The 14,327-nt window shown below is 70.4% G+C and carries 11 protein-coding genes; 5 read left to right on the top strand and 6 right to left on the bottom strand.

Annotation, left to right across the window (positions count from 1 at the left end; genetic code table 11):
* The first annotated feature begins 159 nt into the window (after positions 1-159).
* Together EDC22_RS10985 and mdoH are read left to right on the top strand one after the other, a co-directional pair.
* Positions 160-1,743: an OpgD/OpgG family glucan biosynthesis protein gene (locus tag EDC22_RS10985; RefSeq protein WP_132806706.1), complete on the top strand. Its 1,584-nt coding sequence runs from the start codon at positions 160-162 to the stop codon at positions 1,741-1,743.
* Complete coding sequence (gene mdoH, locus EDC22_RS10980; RefSeq protein ID WP_132806705.1) at positions 1,731-3,890, top strand: glucans biosynthesis glucosyltransferase MdoH; 2,160 nt, start codon at positions 1,731-1,733, stop codon at positions 3,888-3,890. Before EDC22_RS10985 ends, mdoH begins: the two co-directional genes overlap by 13 nt.
* An 80-nt stretch (positions 3,891-3,970) precedes the next feature.
* Here mdoH and hisD read toward each other — a convergent pair whose 3' ends face one another.
* From hisD to hutI, 5 genes are all read right to left on the bottom strand, one after another.
* On the bottom strand, positions 3,971-5,293 hold the full coding sequence (gene hisD, locus EDC22_RS10975) for a histidinol dehydrogenase (protein ID WP_132806704.1): 1,323 nt from the start codon (positions 5,291-5,293) through the stop codon (positions 3,971-3,973).
* A gap of 342 nt (positions 5,294-5,635) precedes the next feature.
* Entirely contained in the window at positions 5,636-7,309 is a 1,674-nt protein-coding gene (gene hutU, locus EDC22_RS10970) for a urocanate hydratase (protein ID WP_132806862.1), read from the bottom strand.
* Complete coding sequence (gene hutG, locus EDC22_RS10965) at positions 7,309-8,121, bottom strand: N-formylglutamate deformylase (protein ID WP_132806703.1); 813 nt, start codon at positions 8,119-8,121, stop codon at positions 7,309-7,311. Before hutG ends, hutU begins: the two co-directional genes overlap by 1 nt.
* Positions 8,118-9,665: a histidine ammonia-lyase gene (gene hutH / locus EDC22_RS10960; RefSeq protein WP_132806702.1), complete on the bottom strand. Its 1,548-nt coding sequence runs from the start codon at positions 9,663-9,665 to the stop codon at positions 8,118-8,120. The genes hutG and hutH overlap by 4 nt, the downstream gene beginning before the upstream one ends.
* 205 nt (positions 9,666-9,870) lie before the next feature.
* Positions 9,871-11,097 (bottom strand): imidazolonepropionase, encoded by a 1,227-nt coding sequence (gene hutI, locus EDC22_RS10955; protein WP_132806701.1) that lies wholly within the window; start codon positions 11,095-11,097, stop codon positions 9,871-9,873.
* A gap of 103 nt (positions 11,098-11,200) precedes the next feature.
* On the opposite strand from hutI, the gene EDC22_RS10950 reads away from it, so the two are divergent.
* On the top strand, positions 11,201-12,562 hold the full coding sequence (locus EDC22_RS10950) for a formimidoylglutamate deiminase (protein ID WP_132806861.1): 1,362 nt from the start codon (positions 11,201-11,203) through the stop codon (positions 12,560-12,562).
* Positions 12,559-13,302, top strand: a complete 744-nt coding sequence (locus tag EDC22_RS10945) for a histidine utilization transcriptional repressor HutC (protein WP_132806700.1) — start codon at positions 12,559-12,561, stop codon at positions 13,300-13,302. The genes EDC22_RS10950 and EDC22_RS10945 overlap by 4 nt, the downstream gene beginning before the upstream one ends.
* Before the next feature lie 3 nt (positions 13,303-13,305).
* Here the strand turns inward: EDC22_RS10945 and EDC22_RS10940 are convergent, their stop codons facing one another.
* Complete coding sequence (locus tag EDC22_RS10940) at positions 13,306-13,506, bottom strand: hypothetical protein (RefSeq protein WP_132806699.1); 201 nt, start codon at positions 13,504-13,506, stop codon at positions 13,306-13,308.
* Positions 13,507-13,615: 109 nt separating this feature from the next.
* Between EDC22_RS10940 and pdeM the strand changes: the two genes are divergently transcribed.
* Complete coding sequence (pdeM, locus tag EDC22_RS10935; RefSeq protein ID WP_132806698.1) at positions 13,616-14,323, top strand: ligase-associated DNA damage response endonuclease PdeM; 708 nt, start codon at positions 13,616-13,618, stop codon at positions 14,321-14,323.
* Positions 14,324-14,327: the final 4 nt, after the last annotated feature.

Raw genomic sequence — 14,327 nt, 5'->3', positions numbered from 1 at the left:
CAAACTCCGCATTTGCCGCGGACGGTCGACCCGCTATGCTATGGGCCGCCGCATGTCGCGGTGTCTCCCTTGGTCGAGGATGTCTATCGGGGTCGTTCGCGGCGCCCGATCCTGCGCGGTCGTCTGCGGGCACGGTATGGGGGTTTGGAGGTTTTGAACATGCGACTGACGCGGCGGGATCTGCTGGCGCTCGGCGCAGCTGCCGCCTGGAGTGCTGGCCGGCTCGACCGGCCGGCACTGGCACAGGAAGGGACAGAGGCACCCCCCGCTCCCGCGGTCAGGCTGGGGTCGGAGGAACCGTTCTCGCCGGCCATGGTGCGGCTGCGGGCCCGCGAACTGGCGCAGCGCCCCTACGAGCCGCCCCCGGCAGGTGCGGCCGAACCGCTGCTCGAGCTTTCCTACGACCAGTATCGCGACATCCGCTTCCGCCCCGAGGCGGCGATCTGGCGGGGCGAGGGGCTGCCGGTGCAGGTGCAGCTGTTCCATCTCGGCCATGTCTATTCGGCGCCGGTGATGATCAACATCGTCGAGAACGGCATCAGTCGCCACGTTGTCTATTCACCGGACCTGTTCAGCTATGGCCCGCTCGTGCCGCAGCCGCTGCCCAACGAGGACATCGGCTTTTCCGGGTTTCGGCTGCATGGCCCGCTCAACGATCCGGGCCGGCTCGACGAATTCGCGGTCTTCCAGGGGGCGAGCTATTTCCGCGCCATCGCGCGGGGTCAGACCTACGGCCTCTCGGCCCGCGGCCTGGCGATCCGTACTGCCGAGCCCGAAGGCGAGGAGTTTCCCGCCTTCCGCGAATTCTGGATCGAGCGGCCGCGCCCCGACTCCAGCTCGGTGGTGGTGCATGCGCTGCTCGACAGTCCCGGCATCACCGGCGCCTACCGGATGACCATCCGACCGGGCACGGAGACGGTGATCGACGTCGAGGCGACGCTGTTCCCGCGTGTCGAGATCAACAAGATCGGCCTGGCGCCGCTCACCAGCATGTTCTATTTCGGCCCGCACGACCGGGTCGGGGTCGACGATTTCCGGCCGTCGGTACATGATTCCGACGGTCTGTTGATGTGGAATGGCCGCGGCGAGTGGCTGTGGCGGCCGCTGATCAATCCGGCGACGCTGCAGATCAGCGCCTTCCTGGACGACCAGCCGCAGGGCTTCGGGCTGATGCAGAGGAGCCGCGACTTCGAGGCCTATGAGGACCTGGAGGCACACTACGAGCGCCGCCCGAGCCTGTGGGTCGAGCCGATCGGCAACTGGGGGCCGGGTTCGGTCATCCTCGTGGAGATCCCGACCAACGCCGAAACCTACGACAATATCGTTGCCTTCTGGCGGCCCGCCGAGCCGCTTCGCGCCGGCGAGGACTATCTCGTCACCTACCGGCTGTCCTGGTCGACCGACGTTCCGGTGCCCTCGGGCCTTGCAAGGGTCGTCAGCACCCGGGTCGGGCGCCCGACCAACGTGACCTCCGAGACACCCGCCGACCGGCGGCTCATCGTCATCGACTATGCCGGCGGGCCGCTCGCGCAACTGCCGCCCGACGCCGAGGTGTTGCCGGAGGTCTGGAACAGCGCCGGCCGTCTGGTCCCCGGAACGATCCAGTTCAACCCGGTTACCGGCGGACGCCGCGTCGCCTTCGGGCTCGATCCGAGCGGACGCGAGGGGATCGACCTGCGCTGCACCCTGCGACATGGCGGCGAGGCCATCTCGGAAGTCTGGGTCTACCGATGGTCAGCGTGACATCGACGGCGCGGTTCGAACGGCGCCGGCCGCCGCACCTTGCGCTTCCTGCCGAGTCGCCGATGGCGATGCCGGTGCAGGAGCTCTACAGCAGGCCGCAGCCGATGGTTCCCTACCGATCGGATGCGCCCGTCTGGCCGCGCCTCCTCGTCTTCGGTGGTGCGGCGGCGATGACGGTCCTGTTTGTGCGCGAGATGTATGCCGTCCTGTCGGTCGCGCGGCTGACGCCGATCGAGACCGTGATGCTGGCGCTGTTCTCGGTCAACATCGCCTGGATCTCGTTCGCCTTCGCCGTCGCGGTGGCCGGCGTCCTCGCGCTCGTGTTCTGCCGGGCGCGGCTCGATCTTCCGCAGCGCGGCAACCGGCTTCCGCTCGGCCGCACGGCGATCCTGATCCCTGCCTACAACGAGGATCCGGCGCGGGTGTTTGCGGCCGCCGCGGCGACCGCCGAGGCTCTGGCCAATGCCGGGGCGGCGCGCGCCTTCGACATCTTCGTGCTGAGCGACACGACCAATCCGGACGTCTGGATCGCCGAGGAGGCCGCCTATCGTGCCCTGCAGGACAGGGGAAACCCGCGCGCGCGGATCTTCTACCGCCGCCGCACCAGGAACGTCGAGCGCAAGGCCGGCAACGTCGCCGACTGGTGCCGCCGCTTCGGCGCAGCCTATCCCTATTTCGTCGTGCTCGACGCCGACAGCCTGATGGAGCCCGACACGCTGATCCGGCTGGCGCTGGACATCGAGGCCCGTCCGGGGGTCGGTCTGATCCAGACCGTCCCGATGGTCGTCAACCGCAACACCCTGTTCGCCCGCGTCCAGCAGTTCGCCGGGCGCGTGTATGGCCCGGTGATGTCGGCGGGACTGGCGATCTGGGCCGGCGACGACGGCAACTACTGGGGCCACAACGCCATCATCCGCACTGCCGCCTTCACCGGCGCTGCCGGCCTGCCGCATCTGCCCGGGCGGCCGCCGTTCGGCGGCCATGTGCTCAGCCACGATTTCGTCGAGGCCGCGCTGATGCGGCGCGCCGGCTGGTCGATCCGGCTGGTGCCGCTGGTCGGCGGCTCCTACGAGGAAAGCCCGCCGAGCCTGATCGACCTTGCTGCCCGTGACCGGCGCTGGTGTCAGGGCAATCTCCAGCACGCCAGGATCCTGCCGGCGCGCGGGCTCGCCTGGCCGAGCCGGGTGCATCTGCTTACCGGCATCATGTCCTATGTCGCCTCGCCGGTCTGGCTGATGTTCCTGCTCGCCGGCCTGTTGCTCGCCCTGCAGGCGCGGTTCATCCGGCCGGAATACTTCACCGAGGAGTTCCAGCTGTTCCCGACCTGGCCGGTGATCGATTCGGAACGCGCCATCGGCCTGTTCGTCGCGACGATGGCGATCCTGTTCCTGCCGAAATTTTTCGGGCTGTTCGTCGCGCTCGCCGACAGGACCGTCCGGCGCGGCATCGGCGGGCCGCTGCGCGGCGCCCTCAGCCTGTTGGTCGAATCGCTGATCGCCGCGCTGCTGGCGCCGGTCATGATGGCGATCCAGTCGGCGGCGGTTCTCGACATCCTGATTGGTCGCGATGCCGGCTGGAATCCGCAGCGCCGCGATGACGGCTCGGTGCCGCTCGTCGAGATCGCCAAGCGCCACGTCAACCACACGCTGTTCGGCGTGCTGCTCGGCGCCAGCGCCTGGGCGGTGTCGCCGCAGGTCTTCGCCTGGCTGACCCCGGCGCTGGCCGGTCTTGTCGTCGCAGTGCCGCTGTCGGCCGTCACCGCCCGTGCCGATGTCGGCCTCGCCCTTCGGCGGGTGGGGCTGCTGACGATCCCGGAGGAGTTCGAGCAGCCCGAGATCCTGCGCCGGGCCGCGCGGCTGGCGGGCGAGCTCGACGCGCGGCTCGGAGGCCAGGTCGAGGCGATCGCAAGGCTGGCTGCCGATCCGGCGCTGCTGGCCTTCCATCGGGCCTGCCTGGTTCCGGACCCGCCGCACGGACGCGGCGGTATCGACGAGCCGCTGGTTCTCGGGCTTGCCCGTCTGCGCTCCGCCAGCAGCATCGAGCAGGCGCTGACCTGGCTGTCGCCCCGCGAGAAGCTGGCCTTGCTTGCCGATCCGGAGGGGCTCGACCGGCTGGTGCTGCTGCCACACGCCAAGGCGGCCGAGTAGCGGGTCTGGCCGGGCGCGTGGCGGGCGGGGTGACGGGCGCAGGAGGAAGGCGCGGCTTCAGGCCGTTGCCGCCGCAGGTGTCAGGGAGCCTCGCCGCCCTCGCGCAGCCGCGACACGGCGTTGGCGTGCGCCTCGAAACCTTCGTAGCGCGCCAGCCGCCGGGCATGCGGGGCGAGCCCGGGATAGCCTTCGGCGGTGATGTAGCCGATGGTCTGGCGCTTCAGATAATCGAACACCGACAGCGGCGAGCAGGTCTTGGCGCGGCCGCCAGTCGGCAGCACGTGGTTCGGGCCGAGCACGTAGTTGGCGATCGAGATCGCCGAATGCTCGCCGATCAGCACCTCGCCGGCATTGGTCAGCTTCGGCAGATAGGCCCAGGCGTTGCCGCTCTCGACGATCAGGTGCTCCGGCGCATAGTCGTTGACGAAGGCGCAGGCGGCCTCCATGTCCGGCGCCAGCACGATGCCGCCGCGTCCGCCGGACAGAACCGTGCGGCTGTAGCCGACCCGCTCCGGCCCCATGTGGCGCCAGAGCACCTCCACTTCGTCGGCGACCTTCTCGGCCAGCGCGCGATCGTCGGTCACCAGGAAGGCGGAGGAATCCGGGCCATGCTCGGCCTCGTTGAGAAGGTCGAGCGCCGTGCGCCGCACGTCGGCGCTCGAATCCGCCAGGACGATCGATTCGCTCGGGCCGGCCGGCGGGCCGAGGTCGATGCGGTCCGACAGCGCGCGCATGCCGGCCACCACCCACGACGAGCCGGGGCCGACGATCTTGGCGACACGCGGTACCGTCTGCGTTCCATAGGCGACGGCTGCCACCGCCTGGGCGCCGCCCGATTTGTAGACCTCCCGGACGCCGGCCAGCCGGCAGGCATAGAGCGTGGCATCGTCAACGCCGCCGTCCGGCGTCGGCGGGGTGATCACCACGATGCGCGGCACGCGGGCGACGACGGCAGGAATCGTGGTCATCAGCGCGACCGAGGGAAACGCCCCCTTGCCGCGCGGCACGTAGCAGGCGACAGAGGGGATCGGCAGCGAGCGCTCGCCCGCCATCACGCCAGGCGCCATTTCCTCGAGCCACATGTCCTCGGGCAGCTGGCGCTCGTGGAAGCGGCGGATGCGCTCGGCCGCGAACGCCATCGACCGTTTCAGATCCGGATCGAGACGCGCCTCGGCCCGGTCGAAATCCTCGGGTGTTGCGGCGATGCGGTCCGGGTCGAGCGCCGCCTTGTCGTAGGTACGGGCAAACTCGGCGAGTGCCGCATCGCCGCGCGTCCTGACCGCCTCGATGATCGGCCCGACCTTGGGGAGGATTGCGGACAGGTCCGTCTCTGCGCGCACCAGCAGCTGCGCCCTGGCGTCTGCGTCGATCAGGCTGAGGTCGTGAACGGCAATGGCGGTCATCTTGGAGCTCCTGGGAGGGCCTTCGAGGCTCTAAGCCAAGTGCCGGCGCGGCTCAAGCGTCGCGCCCCGCGACTGCGGGTCAGATTCGGGCGAGGGCGAAGGGCGCCACCAGGGCGAGGAACAGGGCGAGAGCGATCAGCCGGTCGCCGAAGCGACGGATGCCGAACACGGTTGCGCTGCGCATGATGCCGATCCTCCTGTCGCGCGGGCGATGCTGCGGCGCACATATCGTTGCGTATGAAACCATGCCAGGGTGCAAACTGTCGCATCGGGAATTCCCTCATCGGCAACGCGAACCGACCTGCCATCCTGCCATTGCCTGTTCGGGTCGGCTGCTGCCGCTCAGCCGCCAAGCGAGGGCAGCTTGAGACCGTGCGCGCGGGCGCAGTCGATGGCGATGTCGTAGCCGGCGTCCGCATGGCGCATCACGCCGGTCGCCGGGTCGTTCCACAGGACCCTTTCCAGCCGGCGCGCCGCCGCGTCCGTGCCGTCGCAGACGATCACCATGCCGGAATGCTGCGAATAGCCGATGCCGACCCCGCCGCCGTGGTGGATGGACACCCAGGTGGCGCCCGAGGCGCAGTTGAGCAGCGCGTTGAGCAGCGGCCAGTCGGCGACCGCGTCCGAGCCGTCCTTCATTGCCTCGGTCTCGCGGTTGGGGCTCGCCACGGAGCCGGAATCGAGATGGTCGCGACCGATGACGATCGGAGCCTTCAACTCTCCCGACGCCACCATCTCGTTGAAGGCGAGGCCGAGCCGGTGGCGCTGGCCGAGACCGACCCAGCAGATGCGCGCCGGCAGCCCCTGGAACTGGATGCGCGCCCTGGCCATGTCGAGCCAGGTGTGCAGGTGCGGATCGTCCGGGATCAGTTCCTTCACCTTCTCGTCGGTCCTGCGGATGTCCTCGGGATCGCCGGACAGCGCCGCCCAGCGGAACGGGCCGATGCCCCTGCAGAACAGCGGGCGGATATAGGCCGGCACGAAGCCCGGGAACTCGAAGGCATCGACGAGACCGACGTCGCGGGCCATCTGGCGGATGTTGTTGCCGTAGTCGAAGGTCGGGATGCCCTGCCGGGCGAACCACAGCATCGCCTCGACCTGGTCCTTCATGGACAGCTTGGCGGCGCGGATCGTGCCGTCGGGATCGCGCAACCGCCGCTCGTCCCACTCTTCGAGGCTCCAGCCGGCGGGCAGGTAGCCGTTCAGCGGATCGTGCGCCGAGGTCTGGTCGGTCACGGCGTCGGGCCGGACGCCGCGCCGCACGAGTTCCGGGAACACCAGCGCCGCATTGCCGAGCACGCCGACCGAGATCGCCTTCTTCTCGGCGGTGGCGCGGCCGATCACCTCCAGCGCCTCGTCAAGGCTTTCCGCCTGCATGTCGAGATAGCCGGTTCTCAGGCGCATCTCGATGCGCGAGGGCCGACATTCGACCGCCAGCATCGAGGCCCCGGCCATCGTCGCCGCCAGCGGCTGCGCCCCGCCCATGCCGCCGAGCCCGCCGGTCAGGATCCACTTGCCGGAGAGGTCGCCGCCATAGTGCTGGCGGCCCATCTCGACGAAGGTCTCGTAGGTGCCCTGCACGATGCCCTGGCTGCCGATGTAGATCCAGGAGCCGGCGGTCATCTGTCCGTACATCATCAGGCCCCGGCGATCGAGCTCGTTGAAGTGCTCCCAGTCGGCCCAGCGCGCCACGAGATTGGAGTTGGCGATCAGCACGCGCGGCGCGTCGGGATGGGTGCGGAACACCCCGACCGGCTTGCCGGACTGCACCAGCAGCGTCTCGTCGTCCTCGAGATCCTTCAGCGCCGCCACGATCCGGTCGTAGGCGCGCCAGTCGCGCGCCGCCCGGCCGATGCCGCCATAGACCACCAGCTCCTGCGGCTTCTCGGCGACGTCGGGATCGAGGTTGTTCATCAGCATCCGCAATGCCGCTTCGCTGAGCCAGTTCTTCGCCGACAGCCGCGTCCCGCGCGGGGCGCGAATGACGCGCTCGTTGTCAATGCGGCCGAGTTCCATCATCGCTGTCCTCCGTAGAGCCTGGCCCCTGCCGCGAGCATTGCCGCCAGCACCTCCCGCAGCACCGCGCGCGTCGGGGCGGCTGCGGCCGCGTCGTAGGTCCAGGGCGGCGTCTCGAGCATGTAGGCCCGCTGCGCCAGTTCCATCTGCACGGCATGGACATCGGCATCCGGGCGGCCGTGGTGGCGGGTGATGAAGCCGCCCTTGAAGCGGCCGTTGAGCACATGGTCCGGTCCCGCCGCCGCACAGGCCGCGACCACCGCCGACTCGATCTCCGCCGCGCAGCTCGCTCCGGAGTTGGTGCCGATGTTGAAGGTTGGCAGCCTCCCCTCGAACAGGCGCGGGATGACCGAGCGGATCGAATGGCAGTCGTACAGGAGCGCATAGCCGTGCCGCGCCCGCACCCGCGCGATCTCTCCGGCCAGCGCCGCGTGGTAGGGCGCATGAAAGGCTGTCCGCCGTCGGTCGATCTCGGCCGGGTCGGGTTCCCGGCCGGGCTCGTAGAGCGGTTCGCCGTCGAAGGTGGTGGTCGGACAGAGTTCGGTCGTGGCCTGGCCTGGATAGAGCGAGGCGCCCGACGGATCGCGGTTGACGTCGATGACGTAGCGCGACAGCCGCGCCCGGACGACGGTCGGGGACAGATCGTCGGCGAAGTCGTAGAGCCGGTCGATCCACCAGTCGGTGTCACCGAGAGCAAGCCCGGTCGGGTTCAACCGCGCCGCGGCGTCCGGCGTCAGCTCGGTGCCGACATGCGGCATCGACAGGATCAACGGGCTGTCGCCGCGGCGGATATCGACGATCGGCGCGGTCATGCGGCCTCCAGTTCCGGCAGCGGCACGCCTGCCACCGAGGCCAGCGCGACGCCGTCGCGGGCGAGGCGGGCGGCGGCCTCGAGGTCGGGCGCCAGATAGCGGTCATCGTCGAGATGCGCGGCCTCGCTGCGCAGCGCCCGGATCGCGGCGGCGAGCGGCGGGCTCGTGGTCAGCGGCGCGCGCAGATCGATTCCCTGCGCCGCCACCAGCCATTCGATGCCGACGATGCGGGCAAGGTTGGCGTTCATCTCGCCGAGCCGGCGCGCCCCGTGACAGGCCATCGACACGTGGTCTTCCTGGTCTGCGCTGGTCGGCGTCGAATCCGTCGAGCAGGGATTGGCGCGTTGCTTGTTCTCCGACATCAGCGCCGCCGCCGTCACTTCGGCGATCATGTAGCCCGAATTGAGGCCCGGACGCGGGGTCAGGAACGGCGGCAGGCCGTAGGAGAGCGCCGGATTGACCAGCATCGCGATGCGGCGCTGGGCGATCGAGCCGAGTTCGGCGACGGCGAGCGCGATCTGGTCGGCGGCGAAGGCGACCGGTTCGGCGTGGAAGTTGCCGCCCGAGACGATGGTGCCGTCCCCGGTCATCACCAGCGGATTGTCGGTCACCGCATTCGCCTCGATGCGCAACGTCGTGCCGGCCTGGCGCAACAGGTCGAGGCAGGCGCCGGCGACCTGCGGCTGGCAACGGATGCAGTAGGGGTCCTGCACCCGCTCGTCGTCCTCCCGGTGGGATTCGCGGATCGCCGAGCCGTCGATCAGCGCATGCAGGGTGCGGGCCGCGTCGATCTGCCCGGCATGGCCGCGCAGCGCCTGCACCTCTGGCCGGAACGGCGCCGCCGATCCCATTGCCGCGTCCGTCGACAGCGCGCCGGTGATCAGCGACGTCAGTCCCAGCCGCCAGGCGTCGAACAGACCGGCCAGCGCCAACGCCGTTGAACACTGGGTGCCATTGATCATCGCCAGCCCTTCCTTGGGGCCGAGCGTGATCGGCGCAAGGCCGACCGCCGCCAGCGCCGCGGCGCCGGGCATCCGCCGGCCGCCGATCATCGCCTCGCCCGCGCCGATCATTACCGCCGTCAGATGGGCGAGCGGCGCGAGATCGCCGGAGGCGCCGACCGATCCCTGCGCCGGGACGACCGGCACGATGCCGGCCGCCAGCATCGCCTCGATCAGTGCGATCAGCTCCCAGCGCACACCGGAGGCGCCGCGCCCGAGCGAGATCAGCTTCAGCGCCATCATCAGCCGCACCACCGGCGCGGACAGCGGCTCGCCGACGCCGCAGCAATGCGACAGGATGAGATTCTCCTGCAGTCGGGCAGTGTCGGCGGGTGCGATGCGCGTCGAGGCGAGTTTGCCGAAACCGGTGTTGATGCCGTAGACGGCGGTACGGCCCGCCGCCGCTCCGGCAACGATCGCCGCGCTGCGCTCGATGTCGGCCCGGCAGCTGGGATCGAGGTGCAGACGGTCGCTGCCGCGGTAGATGCACTCGAGCTGCGCAAGCGAGACCGCGCCGGGGACGAGGGTGATTGCCGCAGTCATCGGGGGGCCTGTGTCGGGAGTCGTTCCGCAGCCGATGCCGCCGAGGCGCCGAGGGCTGTTGCCTGGCAGGCGGCTTCTCGCCTCGGCCGTGACAGCGGCGTGCCGATCCGCGATCGGGACGCCTCGCCGGTTCCTGATAGCCGGATTCCGGCTTTCGGCGTGGCTGCGACCGGGATGACGGCGACAATGCGCGAGCTTGCCGGTATCACCTGCCCCTCCACACCCGGGCATGCAGTGGGTTGAAGCCGATCCGGTAGACCAGTTCGGCAGGCTGCTCGATGTTCCAGACCGCCAGGTCGCAGGACTTGCCGACCTCCAGGGTGCCGATCTCCCGCAGCCGGCCGAGCGCGCGGGCGGCGTTGCGGGTAACCCCGCAGAGGCATTCCTCCACGGTCAGGCGGAACAGCGTTGCGGCCATGTTCATGGCGAGCAGGATCGAGGTCAGCGGCGAGGAGCCGGGATTGCAGTCGGTCGCCACCGCAATCGGCACGCCGGCCAGCCTGAGCGCCGTGACCGGCGGCGCCTGCCTCTCGCGCAGGAAGTAGAAGGCGCCCGGCAGCAGCACCGCGACCGTGCCGGCCGCCGCCATCGCGGCGACACCGTCCTCGTCAAGATATTCCAGATGATCGGCCGACAGCGCGCGGTAGCGGGCCGCGAGCTTCGCGCCGCCGAGATTCGACAGCTGCTCGGCATGCAGCTTCACCGGTAGCCCCAGTGCCCCGGCGGCATCGAAGACCAGCGCCATCTGATCGGGGGAGAAGGCAATGCCCTCGCAGAAGCCGTCGACCGCATCGGCGAGGCCGTCGGCGGCGACGGCCGGCAGCTGCCGGCGGCAGACCGCATGGATGTAGCCGTCGGCATCGCCGGCGAATTCCGGCGGAACCGCGTGGGCGCCGAGGAAGCTCGTGACGACCGTGACCGGGCGCGCCTCTGCGAGCCGGCGCGCGGCGCGCAGCATGCGGACCTCGCTGTCCGGCTCGAGCCCGTAGCCGGACTTCACTTCGATCGTGGTGATGCCCTCGGCGAGCAGCGCGTCGAGGCGGGGAAGGGCGCCGGCCACGAGGTCATCCTCGCTGGCGGTCCGTGTCGCCATCACCGTGGACAGGATGCCGCCGCCTGCCCGCGCGATCTCCGCGTAGCTGGCGCCGGCCAGCCGCAGCTCGAACTCGCGGGCGCGGTTGCCGCCGTGGACGATGTGGGTATGGCAGTCGATCAGGCCGGGGCTCACCCAGCGGCCGTCGAGGCCGATGCGCTCGCGTGCGTCGAGGCCGGCAGGGAGTTCGTTGGCGGGGCCAGCAAAGACGATCCGTCCGCCCTGGCAGGCGACGGCGCCGTTCTCGATGATGCCGAGCTCATGTCCCGGGCCGGATCCGGTCCGGTCGGTGGCCATGGTCATCAGCCGGCAGTCGTGCCACAGCCGGTCTGCCAGCATGCCCTTCCGCCTCCTGCGACCACATCCGTTGTCGTGGAGACTATACGTAGCGGCATGCTCAAGATATGTCTATACAATTAACGACCAGGATGTGGACATGCCCATGGCGACGGCACTGTGGTTCGAGACGGCGCTGCTCCCGGACGGTTGGGCGAAGGCGGTTGCGATCGGTCTCGCGGCTGACGGCACCATCGCCGCCGTCACGCCCGATGCCCCGCGCGGCGACGCCGAGGCTTACGCGGGCGCGGCCGTGCCGGGTCTCGCCGATCTGCATTCGCACGCCTTCCAGCGGGCGATGGCCGGGCTGACCGAGCGGCGCGGAACCTCGCCGGACAGCTTCTGGACCTGGCGGGAGACCATGTACCGGTTCCTCGCCCGCCTCTCGCCAGACGATGTCGAGGCGATCGCCGGGCTGCTCTATGCCGAGCTGCTCGAAGCGGGCTTCACCGCGGTTGGCGAGTTCCACTATCTCCACAATGCCCCGGATGGTTCGCGCTACGCCGACCCGGCGGAGATGGCGGTTCGCATCGCCGCCGCCGCCGCTGCGACCGGCATCGGGCTGACGCTGCTGCCGGTATTTTACGAGACCGGCAATTTCGGCGGCGTGCCCGCGACCGAGGGTCAGCGCCGCTTCCTGTCGGACCTCGACGGCTTCGCGCGGCTGATGGAGGGCGCGGCTACGGCGATCCGCGATCTGCCCGGCGCCGTGCTCGGAATAGCGCCGCATTCGCTGCGGGCCGTTACCCCGACTGCACTTGACCATCTGGTCAGGTCATATGGCGACGGACCCGTCCACATCCACGTGGCCGAGCAGGAGAAGGAGGTGGCCGACTGTCTCGCCTGGTCGGGCGCGCGGCCGATGCAGTGGCTGCTTGCCAATCAGCCGGTCGGGCCGGGCTGGTGTGCGATCCATGCCACCCACCTGCTGCAGGCGGAGACGCGGGCCTTCGCCGCGACGGGCGCGGTGGCGGGACTGTGCCCGGTCACGGAATCCAATCTCGGCGACGGCATCTTCGACGCAGTCCGATATCTCGACGCCGGCGGGCGCTTCGGGGTCGGAACCGATTCCAATGTCCAGATCTCGGCCGCCGCCGAACTGCGCACGCTGGAATACAGTCAGCGGCTTCGCGACCGCTCGCGCAATGCGCTGGCGACCCGCCCAGGCTCGACCGGCCGGCAGCTCGTCGAACGGGCGCTCGCCGGCGGCGCACAGGCGCTCGGCCGCAACGGCGGCGCGCTCGCGCCGGGCATGCGCGCCGATATCGTCCGGCTCGATCCCGGCCATCCCTCGCTGGCAGCAGCCTCGGGCGACGGATGGCTCGACGGTTGGCTGTTCTCGGCCGATCTGGCCGCCATTGGCGACGTCTGGGCCGGTGGCGTGCATCTGGTCCGGCAGGGTCGGCACGTGCGGCGCGACATGCTGGTGGAGCGTTACCGTCGCGTCCTTGCAGGCCTTCTGGCATGAGCCCGCGCGAACGTCCGCCCGTCCTCGACGGCTCCGGCGCCGTCTACCAGCAGATCCGCCGGGCGCTTGCCCGTCCGATCATCAGCGGCGAGTGGCGACCCGGCGTCCGCATTCCCTCCGAGACCGAACTGGCCGGGATGTTCGGCGCCTCGCGGATGACCGTCAACAAGGCGCTCACCTCGCTGGCCGAGGAAGGACTGATCCGCCGCCGCCGCCGGCACGGTTCCTTCGTCGCAGATCGGGTGCCGGAACGTTCGGTGCTGGAGATCTGGGACGTCGGCGCCGAGGTCGCCCGCGCCGGCCAGACCTATCTGTTCGACGAGATATCGCGGCGCGTCGGTCCGGCAGATGCCGGTGATGCCGACCGGCTCGGCGTCGATCCCGGCGCGGCAATCGTCGAGATTGTCGGCGTCCACCGCGCCGACGGCGACCCGGTGCAGCTCGAGCGACGGTTGATCAACCTGGCCGCCGCCCCCGGTGCCGAGCGATGCGACTTCCGGCAGACGGCGCCGGGGCGCTGGCTGCTCGACACCGTGGCATGGACCGATGCCGAGCACCTGATCCGCGCGGTCAACGCCGATGCCGGGACCGCCCGCCTGCTCGCAATCGGTGTCCGCGATGCCTGCCTGCTGGTCGAGCGCCGCACCTGGAACGGGCGCACACCGATTACCTGGGTCGAACTCGTCAATCCGGGCTCGGCGCGCCGGCTGGTCGGCCGCTTCTCGCCGGCCGGCGGTTGAGTGTCAGGCGCCGCCGGCCGGGCGGATCCGCCTGAGGAAGTGCCAGGTCGGCAGCGCCGCCAGCCCACCGACGAGGCCGGCCCCGTAGCTTGGCAGGGCAAGGCCCGTGAGCCACTGCCAGATCCAGCCCGCGGCGTAGCTCGCCGCCAGCATGACTGCGATGGTGATCGCGAGGCGCTGCCAGAACGGCAACATCAGCCGCATCGGTTGACCCCCTGAATGTTCCGGTCGCATAGACGGTGCCCGCTCCTGCCGAATCGGTCAGGATCGGCAGCGGATCAACGGAGCGTGCAGCAAAATGGGCTCGGTGGCGATGCGCAACGCGCCCGCGGCGGGGCGGACGGTGCCGACGATTGCGGTTGCGGGCGCCGAGTTCGCGGCCGAACCTTGCGGTGCGCTGTGGTGGCCGCAGGAACGGCTGCTGGCGGTCGCCGACCTGCACCTTGAAAAGGGCTCGGCGCTGGCGCGCCGCGGCGCCTTGCTGCCGCCCTACGACACCGCCGCCACGGTGTCGCGGCTCGCCGCCACCGTCACGCGCCTGCACCCGCGCACGGTGATCGCGCTTGGCGACAGCTTCCACGACACCGGCGCCGGTGCGCGCATCGACGCGGCCTCGCGCGCCGCGCTCGCCGCGCTGCAGCGCGGCCGCACGTGGATCTGGGTCGCCGGCAACCACGATCCGTGCCCACCGGATGGCATCCCCGGCGACTGGTACGCCGAGCTCGCCGTGGGGCCGGTCGTCTTCCGCCACGAGCCCGATCCTGCTGCGCCCGCCGGCGAGATCGCCGGCCATCTGCACCCGGTTGCGAAGGTCAGCCTGAAGGGCAGGGGGATACGCCGGCGCTGCTTCGCCGGCGACGGCCGCCGGCTGGTGATGCCCGCCTTCGGGGCCTATGCCGGCGGCCTCAACGTCCTCGATCCGGCCTTTGCCGGCCTGTTCGCTGCCGCCTCGCTCTGCGCCTGGATGCTCGGCGCCAGCGCGGTCTACCCGCTGCCGCGCCGCCGGCTGCTGCCGGACTGACGGC

This window comes from Tepidamorphus gemmatus, from assembly GCF_004346195.1.
GTDB lineage: Bacteria > Pseudomonadota > Alphaproteobacteria > Rhizobiales > Tepidamorphaceae > Tepidamorphus > Tepidamorphus gemmatus.
This window is presented reverse-complemented; position numbering and strand designations above follow the sequence as displayed.

What these genes read in the sequence shown, in the direction of transcription:
- mdoH (WP_132806705.1), top strand. Translation starts at nt 1,731, where the DNA reads ATGGTCAGCGTGACATCGACGGCGCGGTTCGAACGGCGCCGGCCGCCG.
- pdeM (WP_132806698.1), top strand. Translation starts at nt 13,616, where the DNA reads ATGCGCAACGCGCCCGCGGCGGGGCGGACGGTGCCGACGATTGCGGTT.
- EDC22_RS10940 (WP_132806699.1), bottom strand. Translation starts at nt 13,506, where the DNA reads ATGCGGCTGATGTTGCCGTTCTGGCAGCGCCTCGCGATCACCATCGCA.
- hisD (WP_132806704.1), bottom strand. Translation starts at nt 5,293, where the DNA reads ATGACCGCCATTGCCGTTCACGACCTCAGCCTGATCGACGCAGACGCC.
- EDC22_RS10945 (WP_132806700.1), top strand. Translation starts at nt 12,559, where the DNA reads ATGAGCCCGCGCGAACGTCCGCCCGTCCTCGACGGCTCCGGCGCCGTC.
- hutU (WP_132806862.1), bottom strand. Translation starts at nt 7,309, where the DNA reads ATGGAACTCGGCCGCATTGACAACGAGCGCGTCATTCGCGCCCCGCGC.
- EDC22_RS10950 (WP_132806861.1), top strand. Translation starts at nt 11,201, where the DNA reads ATGGCGACGGCACTGTGGTTCGAGACGGCGCTGCTCCCGGACGGTTGG.
- EDC22_RS10985 (WP_132806706.1), top strand. Translation starts at nt 160, where the DNA reads ATGCGACTGACGCGGCGGGATCTGCTGGCGCTCGGCGCAGCTGCCGCC.
- hutG (WP_132806703.1), bottom strand. Translation starts at nt 8,121, where the DNA reads ATGACCGCGCCGATCGTCGATATCCGCCGCGGCGACAGCCCGTTGATC.
- hutI (WP_132806701.1), bottom strand. Translation starts at nt 11,097, where the DNA reads ATGCTGGCAGACCGGCTGTGGCACGACTGCCGGCTGATGACCATGGCC.
- hutH (WP_132806702.1), bottom strand. Translation starts at nt 9,665, where the DNA reads ATGACTGCGGCAATCACCCTCGTCCCCGGCGCGGTCTCGCTTGCGCAG.